Origin of the sequence: Shewanella carassii, assembly GCF_019670705.1 — a bacterium.
Lineage (GTDB): Bacteria > Pseudomonadota > Gammaproteobacteria > Enterobacterales > Shewanellaceae > Shewanella > Shewanella carassii.
In genome coordinates, this window is the sequence record NZ_AP024618.1 from 4,234,242 (window position 1) to 4,252,075 (window position 17,834).

General features: G+C 53.2%; 19 protein-coding genes. 8 read left to right on the forward strand and 11 right to left on the reverse strand.

Annotated features, from left to right (window positions below):
• Nucleotides 1–20 precede the first annotated feature (20 nt).
• Together ribB and K5621_RS18950 are read left to right on the forward strand one after the other, a co-directional pair.
• Nucleotides 21–674 carry a 3,4-dihydroxy-2-butanone-4-phosphate synthase gene (gene ribB, locus K5621_RS18945; RefSeq protein ID WP_221050041.1) on the forward strand — a complete coding sequence of 218 codons (654 nt, stop codon included), beginning with the start codon at nt 21–23 and terminating at the stop codon, nt 672–674.
• Between the two features lie 251 nt (nt 675–925).
• Nucleotides 926–4,147: an EAL domain-containing protein gene (locus K5621_RS18950; protein WP_157929055.1), complete on the forward strand. Its 3,222-nt coding sequence runs from the start codon at nt 926–928 to the stop codon at nt 4,145–4,147.
• A 77-nt stretch (nt 4,148–4,224) separates the two neighbouring features.
• On the opposite strand, the gene ftnA is transcribed toward K5621_RS18950, so the two are convergent.
• Entirely contained in the window at nt 4,225–4,749 is a 525-nt protein-coding gene (ftnA, locus tag K5621_RS18955; RefSeq protein WP_100143464.1) for a non-heme ferritin, read from the reverse strand.
• Between the two features lie 274 nt (nt 4,750–5,023).
• Between ftnA and moeA the strand changes: the two genes are divergently transcribed.
• From moeA to K5621_RS18980, 5 genes are all read left to right on the forward strand, one after another.
• Nucleotides 5,024–6,268 (forward strand): molybdopterin molybdotransferase MoeA, encoded by a 1,245-nt coding sequence (moeA, locus tag K5621_RS18960; protein ID WP_221050042.1) that lies wholly within the window; start codon nt 5,024–5,026, stop codon nt 6,266–6,268.
• A 7-nt stretch (nt 6,269–6,275) separates the two neighbouring features.
• The gene (gene moeB / locus K5621_RS18965; RefSeq protein ID WP_100143315.1) at nt 6,276–7,028 is read left to right on the forward strand and encodes a molybdopterin-synthase adenylyltransferase MoeB; all 753 of its coding nucleotides are present in this window, start codon (nt 6,276–6,278) and stop codon (nt 7,026–7,028) included.
• Nucleotides 7,029–7,311: 283 nt separating this feature from the next.
• Nucleotides 7,312–7,971: a Bax inhibitor-1 family protein gene (locus K5621_RS18970; RefSeq protein ID WP_221050043.1), complete on the forward strand. Its 660-nt coding sequence runs from the start codon at nt 7,312–7,314 to the stop codon at nt 7,969–7,971.
• Between the two features lie 3 nt (nt 7,972–7,974).
• On the forward strand, nt 7,975–8,781 hold the full coding sequence (locus K5621_RS18975; RefSeq protein ID WP_221050044.1) for a hypothetical protein: 807 nt from the start codon (nt 7,975–7,977) through the stop codon (nt 8,779–8,781).
• A 261-nt stretch (nt 8,782–9,042) separates the two neighbouring features.
• Entirely contained in the window at nt 9,043–9,552 is a 510-nt protein-coding gene (locus K5621_RS18980; protein ID WP_221050045.1) for a M23 family metallopeptidase, read from the forward strand.
• Here K5621_RS18980 and K5621_RS18985 read toward each other — a convergent pair.
• On the reverse strand, nt 9,521–10,405 hold the full coding sequence (locus K5621_RS18985) for a LysR substrate-binding domain-containing protein (RefSeq protein ID WP_221050046.1): 885 nt from the start codon (nt 10,403–10,405) through the stop codon (nt 9,521–9,523). The two genes, K5621_RS18980 and K5621_RS18985, sit on opposite strands and share 32 nt — an antisense overlap.
• Before the next feature lie 108 nt (nt 10,406–10,513).
• Here K5621_RS18985 and K5621_RS18990 point away from each other — a divergent pair, with 108 nt between their 5' ends.
• Nucleotides 10,514–11,170, forward strand: a complete 657-nt coding sequence (locus tag K5621_RS18990) for an FMN-dependent NADH-azoreductase (protein WP_221050047.1) — start codon at nt 10,514–10,516, stop codon at nt 11,168–11,170.
• 85 nt (nt 11,171–11,255) lie between these two features.
• Here the strand turns inward: K5621_RS18990 and K5621_RS18995 are convergent, their stop codons facing one another.
• From K5621_RS18995 to modA, 9 genes are all read right to left on the reverse strand, one after another.
• Nucleotides 11,256–11,423, reverse strand: a complete 168-nt coding sequence (locus tag K5621_RS18995; protein WP_039034620.1) for a YqaE/Pmp3 family membrane protein — start codon at nt 11,421–11,423, stop codon at nt 11,256–11,258.
• Between the two features lie 115 nt (nt 11,424–11,538).
• Nucleotides 11,539–12,219: a TIGR01621 family pseudouridine synthase gene (locus tag K5621_RS19000; RefSeq protein WP_100143309.1), complete on the reverse strand. Its 681-nt coding sequence runs from the start codon at nt 12,217–12,219 to the stop codon at nt 11,539–11,541.
• Nucleotides 12,220–12,222: 3 nt separating this feature from the next.
• Nucleotides 12,223–13,485, reverse strand: coding sequence for a sensor histidine kinase (locus K5621_RS19005; protein ID WP_100143463.1), 1,263 nt, complete (start codon nt 13,483–13,485; stop codon nt 12,223–12,225).
• 49 nt (nt 13,486–13,534) lie between these two features.
• Entirely contained in the window at nt 13,535–14,212 is a 678-nt protein-coding gene (locus K5621_RS19010; protein ID WP_100143308.1) for a response regulator transcription factor, read from the reverse strand.
• 2 nt (nt 14,213–14,214) lie between these two features.
• Nucleotides 14,215–14,736, reverse strand: coding sequence for a PepSY domain-containing protein (locus K5621_RS19015; RefSeq protein WP_221050048.1), 522 nt, complete (start codon nt 14,734–14,736; stop codon nt 14,215–14,217).
• 55 nt (nt 14,737–14,791) lie between these two features.
• On the reverse strand, nt 14,792–15,154 hold the full coding sequence (locus tag K5621_RS19020; RefSeq protein WP_100143306.1) for a YgiW/YdeI family stress tolerance OB fold protein: 363 nt from the start codon (nt 15,152–15,154) through the stop codon (nt 14,792–14,794).
• A 122-nt stretch (nt 15,155–15,276) separates the two neighbouring features.
• Nucleotides 15,277–16,371, reverse strand: a complete 1,095-nt coding sequence (locus K5621_RS19025; protein WP_100143305.1) for an ABC transporter ATP-binding protein — start codon at nt 16,369–16,371, stop codon at nt 15,277–15,279.
• On the reverse strand, nt 16,368–17,033 hold the full coding sequence (modB, locus tag K5621_RS19030) for a molybdate ABC transporter permease subunit (RefSeq protein WP_221050049.1): 666 nt from the start codon (nt 17,031–17,033) through the stop codon (nt 16,368–16,370). The genes K5621_RS19025 and modB overlap by 4 nt, the downstream gene beginning before the upstream one ends.
• Nucleotides 17,034–17,834, reverse strand: coding sequence for a molybdate ABC transporter substrate-binding protein (gene modA, locus K5621_RS19035; RefSeq protein WP_221050050.1), 801 nt, complete (start codon nt 17,832–17,834; stop codon nt 17,034–17,036).

Below are 17,834 nucleotides of genomic sequence, written 5' to 3' on the forward strand. Positions count from 1 at the left end.
GTAATTTAAGGATTTTTACCATGAATCAGTCATTATTAGCGCCTTTTGGCACCCCGATTGAAAGAGTCGAAACCGCCCTCGAAACATTGCGTCAAGGCCGCGGTGTTTTGGTGGTCGACGATGAAGACAGAGAAAACGAAGGCGACCTTATCTTCGCCGCCGAGAGCCTGACCAACGCCCAGATGGCGATGCTGATCCGCGAATGCAGCGGCATTGTCTGTCTCTGCCTTACCGACGAGAAAATCAAGGCCCTGCAGTTGCCGCCCATGGTGGAAAACAACTCTAGCCAATTCGGCACCGCCTTTACCGTAAGCATTGAGGCCAAAGTCGGAGTCACGACCGGGGTTTCCGCTGCCGACCGGGTGACGACGATCAAGACCGCCATTGCCGACAACGCCAAACCGGAAGACCTGGCCCGCCCTGGGCACGTCTATCCGCTGCGGGCTCAGCCCGGTGGTGTGATGACCCGCCGCGGTCACACAGAGGGCACTGTGGACTTGATGCAACTGGCAGGCCTAAAACCCGCCGGAGTGCTGTGCGAAGTGACCAATCCGGATGGCACCATGGCCAGACTGCCACAAATCATCGCCTTTGGTGCCCAACACGACCTGCCGGTTCTCTCCATCGAGGATATTGTCAGCTATCGTGAATCTCTGCTGGCCAACGCCGGCTAAGTTCCCGCTATTGGTCCACGGGGAGTTGCCCTGTGGACCCTAGATGGCGAAACAGTTTTTTATCAAATAAAACACTTATTTACAAACAAAGGTCGCTATACAAATAATTTCGTGACCAGCTTAAGAAATCCTTCAGTAAGGGTTCGCCGCCCTCCGTTATCTGTGCTAACAATGTGAGGTCGCACGGCTTATTAACCAAGCATTGGTCATAGCTCATTCTTTATTCATAAGTCCCCCTGGAGACCTTGTCTGTGTTCAGCAAATTCAGCCTGAAGCACAAATTGCTCTTGTACGCCTTGGTACCCATTCTGGTGCTTTGTCTGTTGGGCTGTATTCGTATCCTTGAGCTGTATCAGAACTACCAGCTAGCCACGAAAAGCCGCTATGCGGTTGAAATATCTAGAAGCCTTTCAAATTTACTCTATGAAGTACAACAGGAGAGAGGCCTCACTTCTGCCTATATCAGCTGCCGCGGGAGCTGTTTCAACGAGGAGCTGACCAAGCAACAGCATAAAGTATCGGCCCTGATTAGTGAGCTCAATCAGTCCCCTTATATCAGCCAGTTGGCAGAAAAATTAAGTCACGACCCTGATGCCATTCAAAAGCTGCTCAAAGAGTTGGATATGCTCGATGAGCGTACCGAACAGCTGGAACTCAATCGTAACTGCCTGCTGAGCCAGGCGCAGAGTATTTCGCTTAACTTCTACTCTGAATTCAACGATGAACTATTACTGGGTATAGTCAACCTGCAATCCTTGGCCGGCGATGTGCAACAAGCCATGGCCTATGCTGATTTGACCGCCCTACTGCGACTGCAGGAGCTGGCTGTGAGGGAAAGGGAGCTGGCCAACCGACTCTTGACTCAACGCCGATTTAGCACTCAAAACTATGAACAACTGGCAATCCTGCTGACAGAACAAGCCCAGAGCCTGGAGCTCTATCAATCCATAGCCCTGGAAAACCACAAACTCAGCCTGGAAAAGCTGCTGGACAATGAAGAAAGCCAAGAGCTCTCGAAGATCCGTGAACAATTACGGCGTCAGGATCTCATCAGTCGCGAAGTCGAACATTTCAGTGCCTTAATTGGCTACGATGGCTTACAACATGAATTCAAAAATTTCTTGTATCGTGGAGATGAACACTATCGGATAGACTTTTACGACAAGCTCACTCCCCTTAAGCAGATCTTGGCCAAACTGCAACAAATGCCGTTTTTAAACAGTACACAGCAACAGGCCATAGATACGCTCGATAATAAATTAAAAGAGTATGCGCAAAAAATGCTGCTGGTTACCGAACTGCGGGCCAGCGGTGTAAAAGTCAGCACCATAGATCAACAAGTACAACTCTCTGATGAAGCTATCCACACTGCCCTGAGGACCTTGAGTGAACCCAGCCCCCCGGTACCCGCGGAAGTCTGGTGGCGTCTGGCAAGCAAACGAATTCAGCAAATGGACGCCATGGCCGACAATATCACCGATGATATTCTGGCCATGTCCAGCCAGCAATTAGACCACTCACTGAAACTAATCGGCCTGTATCTGGTTTGCTCGATCATCACTGTAGTGATCTTGATGTGGATTGGCCAAGCCCTGAGCCAAAACCTGCTCAAGCGGATTTATGCTATCCGCGACAATATGCACTTGATGGCTAAAGATCCTAATCTGAATTTGGCTATCCATGTTGAAGGCAAAGATGAATTGGCCGACATGGCTCAGGCCTTGTCGCAAATGCTCAATGAACGGCAAAAGTCCCATCAACAGCTCAAACAAGCGGCCGCCGTCTTTGACTATTCGGGTGAAGGGATAGTGATTACCGATGCCGATAACCATATTGAACTGATCAACCCTGCGTTCACTCGTATTACCGGCTATCGCTTGGAAGAAGTGCAAGGGCGCAACCCATCGGTGCTCAATTCCCATCGCCATGATAAGGCCTTCTTCACCAGTATGTGGGATACCCTATTAACCCATAACAAATGGGAAGGTGAGATCTGGAACAAACGCAAAAACGGCGAGATCTATCCGGAATTCCTGGCCATTACACTGGTTCGCGACGATAACAACAACATACTCAAACACATAGGTTTATTTGTTGATATCAGCCACCGCAAAAAATATGAGCAAGATATTTGGTATCAGTCCCACTTTGATGCTTTAACCCGCCTGCCGAACCGTAAGATGTTCAACGAACGTCTGCACCACGAGCTATTGCAAGCCAGGCTGCATGGCCACAAGGTAGCGACCCTACTGATAGATCTGGACCGCTTTAAATACATCAATGATGCGTTGGGGCACAAACATGGTGACTTATTGTTGCAACAAGTGGCTCGACGCTTAGAGTCATTGCCAGACAAACAACTATTTATCGCCCGCATCGGCGGTGATGAGTTCGCCGTCATACTGCCACACTGCAAGAATGATATCGATCTGTCGGCCATTGCCGACCGGGTCAAGGCTCTGTTTAACGGCGCCTTCGATCTCGATGGTAAAGAGACACTGATCTCGGTCAGTTTTGGTATCGGAGTGTACCCGGAGGATGGTGAGGATATTGATGCTTTGGCCCGTAATACCGAAACCGCCATGTATAGCGCCAAAGATGATGGACGCGATAACTACAAATACTTTACCCCGGCCATGAATGCCAGCATGTTGGAGCGTCTGCAGTTGGAACAGCGCTTACGTCAGGCAGTACAGCGTCAGGAATTCAAATTACATTACCAACCCATAGTTTCAATGGAAACAGGTAAGATCACCTCGGTAGAAGCCTTACTGCGTTGGCATGATCCCGATTATGGTTGGATTAGTCCTGAACGCTTTATCCCGATAGCGGAAAGCACAGGCTTGATAGAACCCATTGGCGAGTGGGTGCTGGAACAGGCACTGACAGATCTCAATCGCTGGCAGGCAAAAGGGATCCGCCTTGAAGTTGCTATCAATGTTTCCAGTCGTCAGTGCATCAATGCCCGAGGTGAAAGTTTCGACATTCTGGTTGCCGAAGCGATCAAGCGGCATGGTATCGAGCCTGAAAAATTGCACATAGAAATCACTGAGTCCATGTTGTTGGATGACAACCCCAACTCCCTGGAAATCCTCAGTAGCATCCGCAGCCAGGGGATCACTATTTACATGGACGATTTCGGGACCGGCTTCTCCTCCTTGAGCTATCTGCGCAAGTTCCCCATTTCAGTCATCAAGATCGACAAGAGTTTTGTCGATAACGCCTTGAATAATGAGGCCGATGCCAATCTGGTGCGAGCAATAGTCATGATGGGCAAGAGCTTGGAACTCCAGCTGGTGGCCGAAGGTATTGAAACACAGGCCCAATGGTTACTCTTGAAATCCATGGGCTGCGATTATGGCCAGGGGTATTTCATGTCCCGACCACTACCCTTCGATGCCTTGACTCAATTGCTACTCGAAGGAGACATCTTTAGTAAACGTCTGATGCCTATCGGCGAAGAGCCCAATTAACATTCAGGCTCTTAAAAACGTTGAGGTCAGGCATAGGCCTTCACCTTATGCCTGACTAACGCGAACAAGCCAACGGATCACACTTGTGCATTCATCACGGTTGCGCCGGCTTCGCTGGCCAATTGCATCAGATCTTTGTCGATCAAGAACAGCGCCTTGCCATCTTCGCCCACCAGACGGATCTTATCGACTATCGACTTGAACAGCTTCTCTTCTTCGTGCTGCTCGGCCACATACCACTGCAAGAAGTTGAAGGTAGAATAGTCTTGAGTCGTGAAGGCGGTATGTGCCAAGGCATTGATTTTGCTGGTTATCAGTTGTTCGTGCTCATAGGTGTACTCGAACAGGGACAGCAGGGATTCAAAGTCAGCCTTGGGAGCTTCAATGGCGCCCAGCAGAGGCATACCACCGGTTTCACTCACATAAGTGAACAGACGACGCATATGCTGCATCTCTTCATCGGCGTGATCACGCAGGAACTTGGCCGCGCCTTCAAAGCCCTTGTCTTCACACCAGGCGCTCATCTGCAGATACAGGTTAGAGGAGAAAAACTCCATATTGATCTGCTCATTCAACTTATCAATCATGGCTTGTGCCAACATATCCTTGCCTCTCATTTCGGGTATCTGTTTCATGGGCGCTATTGTTATCAAGGGGCACAACAAATGCAAGAATCTTTACCTAAGGCAATGATTTATAATGAAAACACTTTTCATTTAACTTGAGTTATCATTTGCCATTTGTTGCAATCTGCTGACAGTAAAAGGAAAAGCCGGGCTCCAGGGCTCGAAAACTGGCATGCAGATCATAGTCATCCGCTTTCAGCATGGCATAATAGCCAACCAGGTTCAGTAATAGCTCAAATAAGGTTGCTCTATGTCCAAGCCGCAAGACGTCTGTGCCCATCCAGGGCTGATGCACCCGGATCTCGCTCTCCCCCTGCTGCTCGAGCAAGTCACCCCGTTGGAAGATACAGAAACCGTGCAACTGTCGGATTCTCTGGGACGAGTGCTGGCAGAAGACTTGGCCAGCAGCATAGACTTGCCCCCATTCGATAACTCGGCGATGGATGGTTACGCCTATCGTTATACCGATCTGCCCGAAAAGGGCAACCTGACACTATTAGGCAGCTCTTTTGCTGGCCATCCCTTTGAAGGCGAGTATCAGCCTGGCGGCTGTGTCCGCATCATGACGGGCGCCTCAGTGCCGGTAGGGTTCGACACAGTGCAAATGCAGGAGAAAACCGAGGCCAATGGCGAGCAGATCACCATAGAGCCCTGCAAACAGGCCGGAGATAATGTCCGTGGCCGCGGCGAAGAGTTGCGGGCTGGTACCAAGGTCCTCAAGGCGGGGACCTTGATCGGCGCCGCCGAAATGGGAGTGATGGCCACCATAGGCATCAGCAGTCTGAGAGTGATCCGCAAGGCCAAAATCGCTTTCTTCTCCACCGGTGATGAATTGCGCCCTGTGGGTTCAGAGTTGGCGCCCGGTCAGATCTACGACTCCAACCGTTACTCGATTCAGGGCCTGCTCAGCCGCGCCGGTGTCGAGTGGCAGGATCTCGGGGTTATTGCGGATGATCCTGAGGCTATCCGCCAAGCGTTTCGCAACGCCTCGGCCAGCGCCGATATGGTGATCACCTCAGGCGGTGTCTCGGTTGGTGATGCCGACTTCACCAAGCAGATCCTCGATGAGGAAGGCAAAATAAGCTTCTGGAAACTGGCGATCAAACCAGGCAAACCCTTTGCCCTCGGTCATATAGGCAAGGCGATATTCTGCGGCCTGCCAGGCAATCCGGTTTCATCCATGGTGACCTTCTACAAGTTGGTTTGGCCCCTGTTGAACAAACTTCAGGGACTGCCGCAAAATAAACCGTTACTACTGGACGCCAAATTGACTGCGCCAATCCGCAAACAACCCGGCCGAGTGGAATACCAGCGCGGTATTTTAAGCCGCAACCAGGATGGAGAACTGGAAGTGGCGGTAACCGGCTCTCAGGGTTCCGGCATGCTAACCTCCATGAGCCTGGCCAACTGTTTTATTATTCTGGAGCAGATGCAGGGTGACACACCTGCAGGTACCAGAGTCACAGTAGAACCCTATAACAGCGTGCTGTGCTGAGGCCGATATGACCGACGAGATACTCACAGATGCCGAGATGTTGCGCTACAGTCGGCAGATCTCCATCAAGGCGATGGACATTGAAGGCCAGGAGAAGCTCAAACAGGCCAAGGTGCTAATGATAGGTGCCGGTGGCCTAGGCTGCGCTGCCGGTCAGTATCTGACGGTTGCCGGGGTCGGTAAGTTGACCCTAGTGGACTTCGACACTGTCGAACTTTCCAACCTGCAGCGCCAGGTATTGCACCAGGATGGCAATATTGGCCAACCCAAAGTGGAATCGGCCAAAGAGAGCCTGAGTGCACTCAATCCCCATGTGCAGATAGAAGCCATCAATGGGGTATTGGATGATCCCGAATTGGATCAACTGGTTGCCGAGCACCATCTGGTGCTGGACTGCACCGATAATGTTGCGGTGCGCGAACAGCTCAATCGCAGCTGTTTTCGGCATAAAGTACCCTTGGTGTCCGCCGCCGCTATCCGGATGGAAGGGATGATCGCCGTCTTCGGTTATCAGCAACAGATGCCTTGTTACCACTGCTTCAGCAGCTTGTTCGGCGAGCAGCAACTCAGCTGTGTCGAGTCGGGCATTTTGGCGCCGGTCGTCGGTATGATGGGCTGCCTGCAAGCTGTGGAAGCCATCAAGGTCATCAGCGGGATCGGTAAGCCGCTCTACGGTCGTTTACTGATGGTCGATGCCATGACCATGGAGTTTCGCGAGATGAAGCTGCCGCAAATCGCCAACTGCCCCGTCTGCGGTTGAGGCTGCAATAATAAGAGGCTGCCTGGGCAGCCTCTTTACTGACTATCCTTTGATAATGCCCGGAACAAGCCAGTTAAAGCCACGGCCCGCTTCGAATAAACCCCATCCCACAACAATGTCAGCCACGGTTTATCTCTATAGCATGATTATGCCTATAGTCTCTGCTAAGCAGGAAGATATCGCACAAGCTTTTGGGCGATAGCGCCTTGTTGAGCCTGATATTTTTCTATATCGTGTGGCGCTTTCATTTTGCCTGAAATCTACAACTAGGAAACTTCTCGCTATGGACAATAGCCTGCGACGCAACTATGGCACCGACAAGGGCCAGATCAGTGCCGGTAAATATAACCTGGTCGTTGGTCTGACCCTGATCTGGGGTTTTGTGATCAACTACCTGATGGTGTTGAATATCAATCCCGAAATCATTCTTACCATTCCAACCTGGCTGTTCTTTATCGGCTACTTCGGCTGTTGTATGGCGGGCATCTATCTATTTGAACGCTCAGCCCAGCCCGCGATAAGCTTTCTCGGTTACAACCTAGTCGTTATTCCCTTCGGCCTGATAGTTAACCTGGTGGTCAGCAGCTATGATTCGACTCTGGTATTGGAGGCGCTGCGAATAACTACTATTGTCACCCTGGCGATGATGATATTGGGTACCCTGTTTCCCGCCTTCTTTGCCCGCATAGCCAGCGCCCTGACGATAGCCTTGCTGTTGGTGATCATTGTCGAACTGGTAGAGCTATTTATCTTCAAGACCCATCACGGCATTATCGACTGGATAGTGGTGCTAATCTTCTGCGGCTACATTGGCTATGACTGGGGCCAGGCCAACGCCAAGGAAAAAACGGTCGACAACGCCATCGACAGCGCCGCTGCGCTTTATATGGATATCATCAACCTATTCCTGCGCATTTTGAGCATTCTGGGAAGAAGGAATTAACCCATGCGTTTACTCTTGCTGTTGCTGCTCTCTATGGCTTTTTCCTCTCTGAGCGCTGCCGAGTGCAGCACTCAGGCTCTGGCCAAGGCCAGGAGTGATTTCCAGCAAGGTTATGCCAAAGGCGAGTATCAACAGGCAACGGCGGCACTCGCCGCCTTTCATCAAGAATGTGGCTATGAGTTGTTCCCCAAAATCAAAGGCGCGACCGAGCCAGCCATCGAAGATGTTCGCCGCTACTACTGGCTGATAAGCGATCTCTTGCTGGGTCTGTCGCGCAGCGGACAGCTCAACGAATGCATAGCCCTGGCCGAGTATGAAGAGCTCAATTGGGGTAGCCACTTTTATCGCCTCGGGGGTGAATCCGTGCTGGCGGCCCTGCAATACAACGCCGCCAACTGTAAGAGCAACAGAGAGCAAAAGCTCGGCAGTTTCAGTCAACCAACTTGCCCAATCGCAGGTGCTGCGGATGCGCTGGCGATTCCCTCAAGCTGGCAGTTGGGCCAGGCCTGTTTGCGGCTGTTTCCGGGGCAAGCGGAAACCGAGTTTGATGCCGGCGATCAGATACCGCCCTATGTCGAACTGATAACCGCCACCGAGCGCCACAAACTGGCCTTTGCCGACGGCAAGCTTGGCAGTGGCGATTTTTGCGGCTTCTCTACTCTGGCTCTGGGCCGCGATAAGCAATTACGCATTTCAGGAAGTGGCGGATTCTGCTGGCAAGGCAGTGCGGCTTTCATGCTCGACTCAGTCTACCGCTTGCAGCAAGATAAACTGACCATTCAGGACGAACTGTTTGTCCCAATCCACTGAAGCATTATGGGATGTTCGATTACAGAGATGCTGCTGAATAACCCGAGATCCCAACCCCTTGATGTCGCAGGCGGGTGTCCTCGGAAAATCTTTCTGGCGCAGAGCGGTGATAGCACTCCCGGACGCAAGCCAAGTGTAAAGCTCCAGAACCAGGATAGGTTTTGCATCCAAGCGCTATCTTGATAGGCTCGTGATGAACTAAAGCTCGATAGCACGAATAGCGATCTGCTGTTAATTTTGAAGCTAAGGAAGGTGTCGGCAATGAAAAAACGTTATGGCTTTATCCTGCTGCTACTGCTGATCTTTGCCGGTGCCCTGATCCCGGAAAACCCACAGGTGCCGGTTCACCAGGCCAGCGCCAAAGACTGGCATAAAGACAGTTTCTGGTATTACCCCTGGGGCGCCTCAGGGGTACACAAGGGCATAGATATCTTCGCCGCCCGCGGCACTCAAGTGCAGGCCCCGACGCCCATGCTGCGCCTCTATCAAGGGGAGTGGCGTCTCGGCGGCAAGGTAGTGCTAGCCTTGGGGCCAGGCTGGAAGTTGCATTATTTCGCCCATCTGGACAGCCTGGAGCCGAACGGTTTTTACCTACCTCAGGGCAGCAAACTGGGCACGGTCGGCGACTCGGGCAATGCCAAAGGCAAGCCGCCCCATCTGCACTACAGCATAGTCAGCCTGATGCCCATGCCTTGGTTGATGGATGATGCGCCCCAGGGATACAAGAAGGCGTTTTATCTCAATCCTGTGACCTATCTGGCGCCCCGCTGAGTGCCTGCTGCCTGAGCCATTCGAGAAACACCCTGACTCTGTGGCTCTGCTCGCGGCCGGGTGCCGGCAGCAGCCGATAACTGAGCCCAGGCAACACCTTGCCCGGCAAGCAAGGTTTCAACCATCCCCGCTCCACCAAAGAGGCCACCAGCACAGAACTGGCAAGTGCCAGGCCTTCACCGGCCAGAGCTGCCTGTACCAGGTGATCCTCCTGGGTAAACTCCAGCAATCTGGCACCCTTGAACTCGTGATAGGTCTGTTGCCATTGCTGCCAATCGAGCCCGTCGAGAGCCGGGTTCTGCCAGCGGGTCTGCAACAGCGTCACCTGATGTTGCTTGCTCTTGAGATAACCGGGACTGGCGTAAATGCCGAAGGTCTCACTGAACAGCACCTCTTCGCCTTCTGCCGCTTTGCCGTAGCGTATGCAGAGATCTGTCTCACCCAGAGGATCGCTAGGCTGCAGCCCTTCATTGCTGCTGACCGACACCCGAATCTCGGGGAAACGCTGCTGAAAGTCCGGCAATCGCTGCGCCAGCCATAGGGCGGCAAAGCCATGGGTGGTGGAAACTCTCAGCTGGTTTGGTGTCACTCCCAAACGTTCAATCCCCTGAGCTATGCCGAGCAAGGCCTGGCGGCAGGATTCTGCCAACTCAGCTCCGGCCGGTGTCAGTGATACCGCCCGGGTCTGACGGATAAAAAGGCGGGTGTCCAGCTGAGTCTCGAGATTTCTTATCTGATGGGAAACGGCAGTCGGAGTCAGACTCAACTCCTCCGCAGCCAGCTTGAAGCTCAGATGCCTGGCGGCGGCTTCGAACACTCTCAAGTTATTCAGTGTGGGTAAATGGGCAAACATTGCGGTCAAATAAGTGAATTTTACTCATCTATAAGTGAGAAATGACCCTTTGTCAACTCGAGCGGTATTCCAGATAGTTATGCCCTGAGCAAACAAACGGAGAAAGTGATGAAAACCCTTTTAAGAATAGATGCCAGCGCGAGAAGAACCGACAATGACAAGCCCAGCTATAATTCGATTTCCAAGTCGTTGGCGCAGCAATTTTGCGATCACTGGCTGACAAAAAATGAAGGAGCAGAATTCATCTATAACGATTTGGGTGACCAAGCGCCGCCGACCATCACCCAAGATTGGATTGCCGCTGTATTTACCCCTGAGGAACAGCAAAGCACAGAGCAGCAACGGCTGCTGGCACTGTCTGACCGCCTTATCGACGAACTGCAGCAGGCCGATATCATTCTGATCTCAACGCCCATGTACAACTACGGCATGCCGGCAGCACTCAAGGCCTGGTTTGATCAGGTCATCCGCATCAACCGCACATTCAGCTTCGACTTAAAGCGTGGCGATTTTCCGCTGCGGCCGATACTCAGCGGCAAGAAACTGGTGTTGGTTTACTCCTGCGGCGAGTTTGGCTTTGGCGACGAAGGCATTCGCGCCGAAATGAATCACCTGGGTCCCCACATCAAGACCCTGAGCCACTATCTGGGGGTGGAGCAGTTTTATGAAGTGCGCAGTGAATATCAGGAGTTTGCCGACGAGCGCCATCAGGCTTCCATCGAAGCGGCCAGCGCCTCACTGAGGGAACTGGCCCAAAAAATGTAATAATCAAACCTCTGCGTTTGAGAAACCAAAGCCCGGATTGGCCGCGAACAAAGACCGGCCAATGCCGCTGTCTCAGCGTTTGTTCTCAGTCCTTGGTCACCACCCAGAGTGCATGCAGCAGCCCGGGGAACCAGAAGAACAGGCAGAGAATGATATTGATCAGCAGGTCTTTACCGGCACCGGCTTTGAGGAATACCGCCACCGGTGGCAACAAAATGGCGATAATGACGAGCAAGAGTTTGTTGGTATCCATGGTATGACTCCTGGCAAGGAATTAAAGGGACAACCCGTTTAACTTGGCAGCATGACACCCAGCTTGCAACCTTTTTCCCTTCCCTGAGAGTGAGCCGCAAGGTCGGCCCCAAGATTCATTTGCGCTTGGGCCAATCCAAATCCCAGGGTTGCTTAAGCGTTTGCAACTGACTCAAAACGCCCGGCTGCATAAAAACTTCGCCTTGCGATGGTAAACTCAGGTATCGAAGCACTTGCCCGCGCCATTCAAACTCCAAAGCATAGGCGTGCAGGTAGCCACGATCAGCCTCAACAGCGCTGCCGCCATAGAGAGTATCCCCCAGAATCGGCACTCCCAGGCTGGAAAGCGCCACCCTCAGCTGATGAGTCTTGCCGCTGTGGGGTTTAAGCAGGTACAGTCGCAGCCCTTCGGCGACCGACCAAGAAAAGAACTGAGTAACGGCCGGGTTGTCGGTGGAACGCAACAGCTTGTACTGGCTACGGCGGGACTTAGCCATATCACCTATGATCCAACCCTGTTTCTTACCCGGTTTACCCTTGGCCAACGCCAAATAATATTTCTGCACCTTGTGTTCACTGAACATACGGGTAAATTCGGCCGCCGCCGCGGATGAACGGGCCAGCAGCAACAGGCCAGAGGTCAAGGTATCGAGCCTGTGTACGGGATAGAGCTTATAGCCCAGTTCCTGCTCGGCGCTGGCCACTAAGCCAGCATCGCCGTGTTGGCTGTGAAAATGAACCCCAGGACGCTTATCCAGCAGGATAAAGTCGGGTTCTGTGGCTATCACTGAATACATGGGTTAAACCTGAAATGTGACTATGACCCTAAGGCCGGGATGGTTATCCTGTAGCGAAATACTGGCGTTGTGCCGCGAAAGGATCGCCTTGACCATGGAGAGTCCCAGGCCGGTGCCCTGTTTATGACGACTGGGATCCAGCCGCACCAGCCGCTCGAAGACCCGCTCACGCTCCGCCTCAGGGATCCCAGGGCCATTGTCGCTGATGATGACCTGGTTAGCTTGCTGCGAGATGGTAATACAGGCTCCCTCGCCCGCATAGCGAATGGCGTTGTCGACCAGGTTGAACAGTGCCTGGAATACAAGGTGTTTATCGCCTGTGATACGGCAATCCTCATTAGTTTCCAGTTTGAGCTGCTGACCTTCCGCCTCGGCCAACACATCAGCCATATCTAGCAGATCGGTGCACATCTGCTGCAAGCTGAAGCTCTCCAACTCCAGTTTTTGCTGCCCTTCTTCGATACGGGTCAGCGACAGCATGGCGTTGAAGGTCGCCAGACAGTGATCCAGCTTTTCGATCAAGATGGCGCTGCGTTCAGGGAGTTCCTCCGCCGGGTATTGCGGCAGCTGTTCCAACCCGATCCTCAAGTGTGAAAGAGGCGTACGCAGGTCATGGGCGATATTGTCTGTCACCCCGCGCACCGCAGTCAGGTTACGTTCCAGCGTATCCAGCACCCGGTTGAACTGACGCGCCAGCATATCGAATTCATCACTATTGCGACTCACCGGCAGACGGGTGTTGTAGTAGCCTCGCTCTATGCGTTCACTCAAGCGGTTGTATTGCACCAGACGCCTGAGCAGTGCCTTGGAGAACAGGTAACCCATGGCCAGTGTCAATACCACTGTCAGCATCACGGCGGTAACGGCGGCGCTGAGAAACTTCTCGATCAGGGTCGCCAGGTGGTCGGTACGGGTGGCAATGAGTACAGGGCCATAGCGGGTGGTGACCACACCGCCGGTGAGAATATGCAGTTTATCCGGGCCGCCGGTAAGAATCGGGAAATCGCGGGTTTTTGGCAACAGCGGCATATCATCCGGCATAAAGGTCAACGCCCCCACCATATCCGGGCTACCCTGCCAGGCGATCAGCGCAGTTTGCGGATCCGCGGCGCGGATCTGAGCCGCAAAGCCTCGCTGATCGACACTCAAGGCCAACTGTTGATAGCGCTGCGCCTCCGAGGCCAAGTGTTTCTCAACCTGAGACTGCTGCTCAGTGACCAACTGTTGATAGAGGGCGAACAGCAAGGCGCCGATGATCAGCGTCACCAGCATAGAAAAGAAAATAGTGATGCGCCATACGCTGCTCTGGTAAGGCTTAATGGCTTTGGCGGAGACGATAACCAGCCCCTCTTATGGTTTCAATCAGTTCACCATGGCCCAGCTCTTCAAACTTGCGTCTTAGCTTGGCGATATGCACATCGATAACATTGGTTCTGGGATCGAAATGGTAGTCCCATACGGCTTCAAACAACAGGGTACGGCTGATCACCTGATTGGCATGCTCCATCAGGTACTTGAGCAGCTGGAACTCCTTGGGTTGCAGCATCAGTTCGGTGCCGTCTAGGGTCACTTTACGGGTCAGCAGCTCCATCTCCAACAGACCCACCTTGAGATCTGTCTTGGCCGGTTGTGACTGACCACGCAACATCAGTTTCTCGGCCCGTACCAGCAGCTCGGAGAAGGCAAACGGCTTGGTCATATAATCATCACCACCGGCGCGCAACCCCTTGACCCTCTCATCGACATGGCTGAGCGCCGAGAGGATCAACACCGAGGTTTGATTACCAGTGGCCCGAAGCGCCGCCAATACCTTGAGGCCATCGAGCCCGGGTAACATACGATCCAGGATCACCAAGTCATACTGACTACTGGTCGCCAGCAGCAACCCTTGATGGCCATCGACTGCAGTTTCAATGTTGTGCCCCTGCTCCAGGAATCCCTTGACGATATAGTCCCGAGTAGTTGCATCATCTTCGACCAGTAATATCTTCATTGTCAGTCCCATTTCAGTAGAGGCAATGGCCGCTGTTTTTCAATATCGAATGCCAGCTTATGCTTACCACGTTCATCCATTACTTTCAGCTCAAGGTAGGCAATCCCCAGATCTTTATCCAGTTGAGCCTCCAGCAGGTGAGCCTTGCTGTTTTGTACTGCCATTTCCACTAACTGGGAAAAACTGAGCTGCTTCTGCACCAGCAGTTTGACCACCGCCAGTTCAGCCATATCATCGGCCTCCAGACGCTCTACCTTACGCTTGAGGATCTCACCATTGCTGGCAAGCAAATCCAACTCTGTGGTAGTACGATCATCCGGGTTAATCAGGTCGATTTCATAGACCAAGGCCCCGTTTTCCACATCGGTTTCAAACTCGACAATCACCCCAGGAAACTGGGACTCAATACGCTGCATCAGCTCTATGGGTTGGATACGGTCATTATCGTTTAACAGTTCCAACAGTGTGGGGGACGCGACTGCCGCCGATGAAAACAGCACCAACCCCGCCAATAAACGTCTCATTTTGCCTCCATCCGAGCGCTGGCACTGAAGGCCAGCCACTCATACAAGCCATGGGTCACTTTGCAGTGTCACCAATTAGGGTGATACTTTCAATTTCCACTTCCTTGCCGTTCCATTCCTTGTCGACCTCACCAATCAATTTAACCAGAGTGCTTTCTTTCACATCGGCGTTAATATTGCGCCACAAGTCATGATCGATTTCGACTTTCACTTCACCCGAGTCATCACGGAACAGATAGGTTTCATCGCCCAGGCTCTTCACCAGGTATCCAGTCAGTTCAACTTTAGAGTCGTCATTGGCCTGCTCGACCTGAGACGCACTATTGACCCGGTTTTCAGCTCCAGGCCCTGTATAAGCAGCCAGAGCCGCGGCACTGCAAAATGATGATAATACCAATAAATAAGCTAACTTTTGCATCTTGTTTCACCCTTGTGGTTGTTTCAATGGCTGTAGTATAAATTTCAGCATTTGAACCCAGGATGGAAGCTAAATTAAGTTTTGATCATCTAATCAACAACAGTCGTGAAAAACTGTATGCCTTAAGACTCAAGGATATGAATTTGTTCGGATTTGAGCGCAACTTCGGTCTGCATGCCGGCAACCAGCCCCAGCTTGCGCGCCAGATGTAACGGCACTTCGGCGCTGAGATTCTGATCCACGCCTTCGATTGCCGCCAGCAGGCGCACAGACTCGCCCATCACCAGTAGGGATTCGAGCCTGACATTGAGTTTATTGAAGCTGCGGCACAGGCGGCCACGGCTGATGGAGTTGAATCTGACGCCTTGATTGGGCACTACCCAACGCACCCTGTCTCCCGGATTCAGGCGCGCATCATAGTCACAGGCAATCAGTTGCTCGCCAAACTTGAGCCAGGTGAGTTGCCGCTCCTGCTCCAGGGCCACCACTTCTGAGTCAAACAGGTTTCTAAGACCCATCTGCCGGGCAACCGCCTCGTTGCGGGGTTTAGCCAGCACTTCATGGGGCACACCCTGTTGCAGCAACTGCCCTTGGCTGATAAGCACCATGCGGTCGGCCAGCAACAAGGCTTCGTTGAGGTCATGGGTCACCATGATCACCGGAATATGCAGCTGTGACTTGAGCCGAGCCAGCTCCAGATACAGGCGCTCACGGGTTTCGCGATCGACCGCAGAAAAAGGTTCATCCAGCAGCAATACCGACGGCTCACGCGCCAACGCTCTGGCCAGTGCCACCCTCTGTCTCTGGCCACCGGACAACTGCTCCGGCAAACGATCCGGCAAACCGTGCAGATTGACCCGCTCCAGCCAATCCAGCGCTCTGGCCCGGCGTTCAGCCTTCGGCAGATGATCCAGCCCGGCGATAACATTGTCGACCGCACTCAGATTGGGAAACAGGCCAAAGTGCTGCGGCACAAACCCCAGATGGCGCTGCTGTGGGCTCAGGTTCACCGTCTCGGAAAACCAGGGTCTATCACCATAGCGGATACTGCCGGATTGCGGCTTATTGAGCCCGGCAATCATCCTCAGCAGCGTGGTCTTGCCGCCACCGGAGGGCCCCACCACGGCCAGGACTTCACCGGCACGGCAAACAAAGTCGGCCTGCAGTGGGATCCCCTTGGTTTGATGAACGCTGACATGCAGATCTGTCGGGGTCATTTCAATCTCCCGAGCCGCCGCGACAGCCCTGTGGTCAATGCCAATGTGGTGATGGCAAACAGCAAGAGTACCAGCGACATAGTACCGGCCGAGGCGAAGTCAAATGCCTGGACACTGTCATAGATGGCGATGGAAATCGTCTTGGTCTCTCCCGCGATGGAGCCCCCCATCATCAGGACGACACCAAACTCGCCGAGTACATGGGAGAAACACAGCACCAGGGCCGTCAAAATCCCCGGCCACACCAAGGGCAACTCCACCTTGAATAGCTGCTTAGTGCGACTCATGCCGCAACAGGCGCAGGCATCACGCACATCCTTAGGAATGGCTTCAAAGGCTCTTTGAATCGGCTGCACCGCAAAGGGAATATTGACCAGTACCGAGGCGACCACCAGGCCGGAGAAATGAAATACCAGCTGCACTCCCAAGGTTTGCTGCAGCCATAGGCCCAGCCAGCTTTCACTGCCAAGCCCTACCAAAAGGTAATAACCGATCACTGTAGGTGGCAACACCAGGGGCACCATGATCAGCGCTTCTATCCAGGACTTACCGCGAAACTCACGGTAGGCCAGCAAGCGGCTCAACAAGATGGCAAGCGGCAAGAGCACCAAGACACTGATGGCAGCCAGTTTGACCGAGAGCCACAGCGACTGCCAATCCATTCAGCTTCCCTCGGGCAGGGCAAAGCCATAGGCGCTGAACACTTGTCGCGCTTCCTGCCCCTGCAGATAGTCGTAAAAGGCTTTGGCATCGTCGCCGGCTTTCTCAAGCAGCACCATCCGCTGGGTCAGCGGGGCATGGGAATCTATCGGCAACGCCAGATAGTGACCTCTCGCCTGAAACTGCGGCGCTACCGCCAGCGATAGGGCAACTATGCCGCCTTGAGTCGAGCCACTCAAGGCAAACTGCGCCGCCTGGGAAACGTTTTCGCCATAGATGAGGTTGGCCTGCAACTCCTGCCACAAGCCCTTTTGCTTGAGCAACGCACGGGCGCGCTCGCCATAGGGAGCATGATCCGGGTTGGCGATGGCAAAGCGCTTGATCTGCCCGGCGGCCAGTGCTTGTTGCAGCCCCAGTAGCTCTTGATCCAGTTTCAGTGGCGAATTCTTGGGAGCCACCAGTGCCAAGCGCCCGTAAGCGTAGACGACACCCTTGTCACGGGTGATGCCGGCGTCAGCCAACGCCTCAACATAACGCTCGTCGGCCGAGAGAAACAGCTCAAACGGCGCACCATGTTTTATCTGCGCTACAAAGTTACCGGAAGAACCGTAGGAGATCTGGAGTTGGCGTCCTGTCTCTTGCTGATAGCGTTCGGCGATATCATCCAGGGCAAACTTGATATTGGCCGCCGCAGCCACATGAACGCTTTGCGCCGCCGCAGCCGGCAGACACAGACCGAGCAGCGCCAGTGCGGTCAGCACGGCCTTGGTCGTCAAATTCAGCAATCGCTCCAATAGCACCAT

Coding starts and splice junctions, on each gene's coding strand:
- ribB (WP_221050041.1), top strand. CDS start 21: ATGAATCAGTCATTATTAGCGCCTTTTGGCACCCCGATTGAAAGAGTC.
- ftnA (WP_100143464.1), bottom strand. CDS start 4,749: ATGTTGGCACAAGCCATGATTGATAAGTTGAATGAGCAGATCAATATG.
- moeA (WP_221050042.1), top strand. CDS start 5,024: ATGTCCAAGCCGCAAGACGTCTGTGCCCATCCAGGGCTGATGCACCCG.
- moeB (WP_100143315.1), top strand. CDS start 6,276: ATGACCGACGAGATACTCACAGATGCCGAGATGTTGCGCTACAGTCGG.
- K5621_RS18970 (WP_221050043.1), top strand. CDS start 7,312: ATGGACAATAGCCTGCGACGCAACTATGGCACCGACAAGGGCCAGATC.
- K5621_RS18975 (WP_221050044.1), top strand. CDS start 7,975: ATGCGTTTACTCTTGCTGTTGCTGCTCTCTATGGCTTTTTCCTCTCTG.
- K5621_RS18980 (WP_221050045.1), top strand. CDS start 9,043: ATGAAAAAACGTTATGGCTTTATCCTGCTGCTACTGCTGATCTTTGCC.
- K5621_RS18985 (WP_221050046.1), bottom strand. CDS start 10,405: ATGTTTGCCCATTTACCCACACTGAATAACTTGAGAGTGTTCGAAGCC.
- K5621_RS18990 (WP_221050047.1), top strand. CDS start 10,514: ATGAAAACCCTTTTAAGAATAGATGCCAGCGCGAGAAGAACCGACAAT.
- K5621_RS18995 (WP_039034620.1), bottom strand. CDS start 11,423: ATGGATACCAACAAACTCTTGCTCGTCATTATCGCCATTTTGTTGCCA.
- K5621_RS19000 (WP_100143309.1), bottom strand. CDS start 12,219: ATGTATTCAGTGATAGCCACAGAACCCGACTTTATCCTGCTGGATAAG.
- K5621_RS19010 (WP_100143308.1), bottom strand. CDS start 14,212: ATGAAGATATTACTGGTCGAAGATGATGCAACTACTCGGGACTATATC.
- K5621_RS19015 (WP_221050048.1), bottom strand. CDS start 14,736: ATGAGACGTTTATTGGCGGGGTTGGTGCTGTTTTCATCGGCGGCAGTC.
- K5621_RS19020 (WP_100143306.1), bottom strand. CDS start 15,154: ATGCAAAAGTTAGCTTATTTATTGGTATTATCATCATTTTGCAGTGCC.
- K5621_RS19025 (WP_100143305.1), bottom strand. CDS start 16,371: ATGACCCCGACAGATCTGCATGTCAGCGTTCATCAAACCAAGGGGATC.
- modB (WP_221050049.1), bottom strand. CDS start 17,033: ATGGATTGGCAGTCGCTGTGGCTCTCGGTCAAACTGGCTGCCATCAGT.
- modA (WP_221050050.1), bottom strand. CDS start 17,834: ATGGTGCTATTGGAGCGATTGCTGAATTTGACGACCAAGGCCGTGCTG.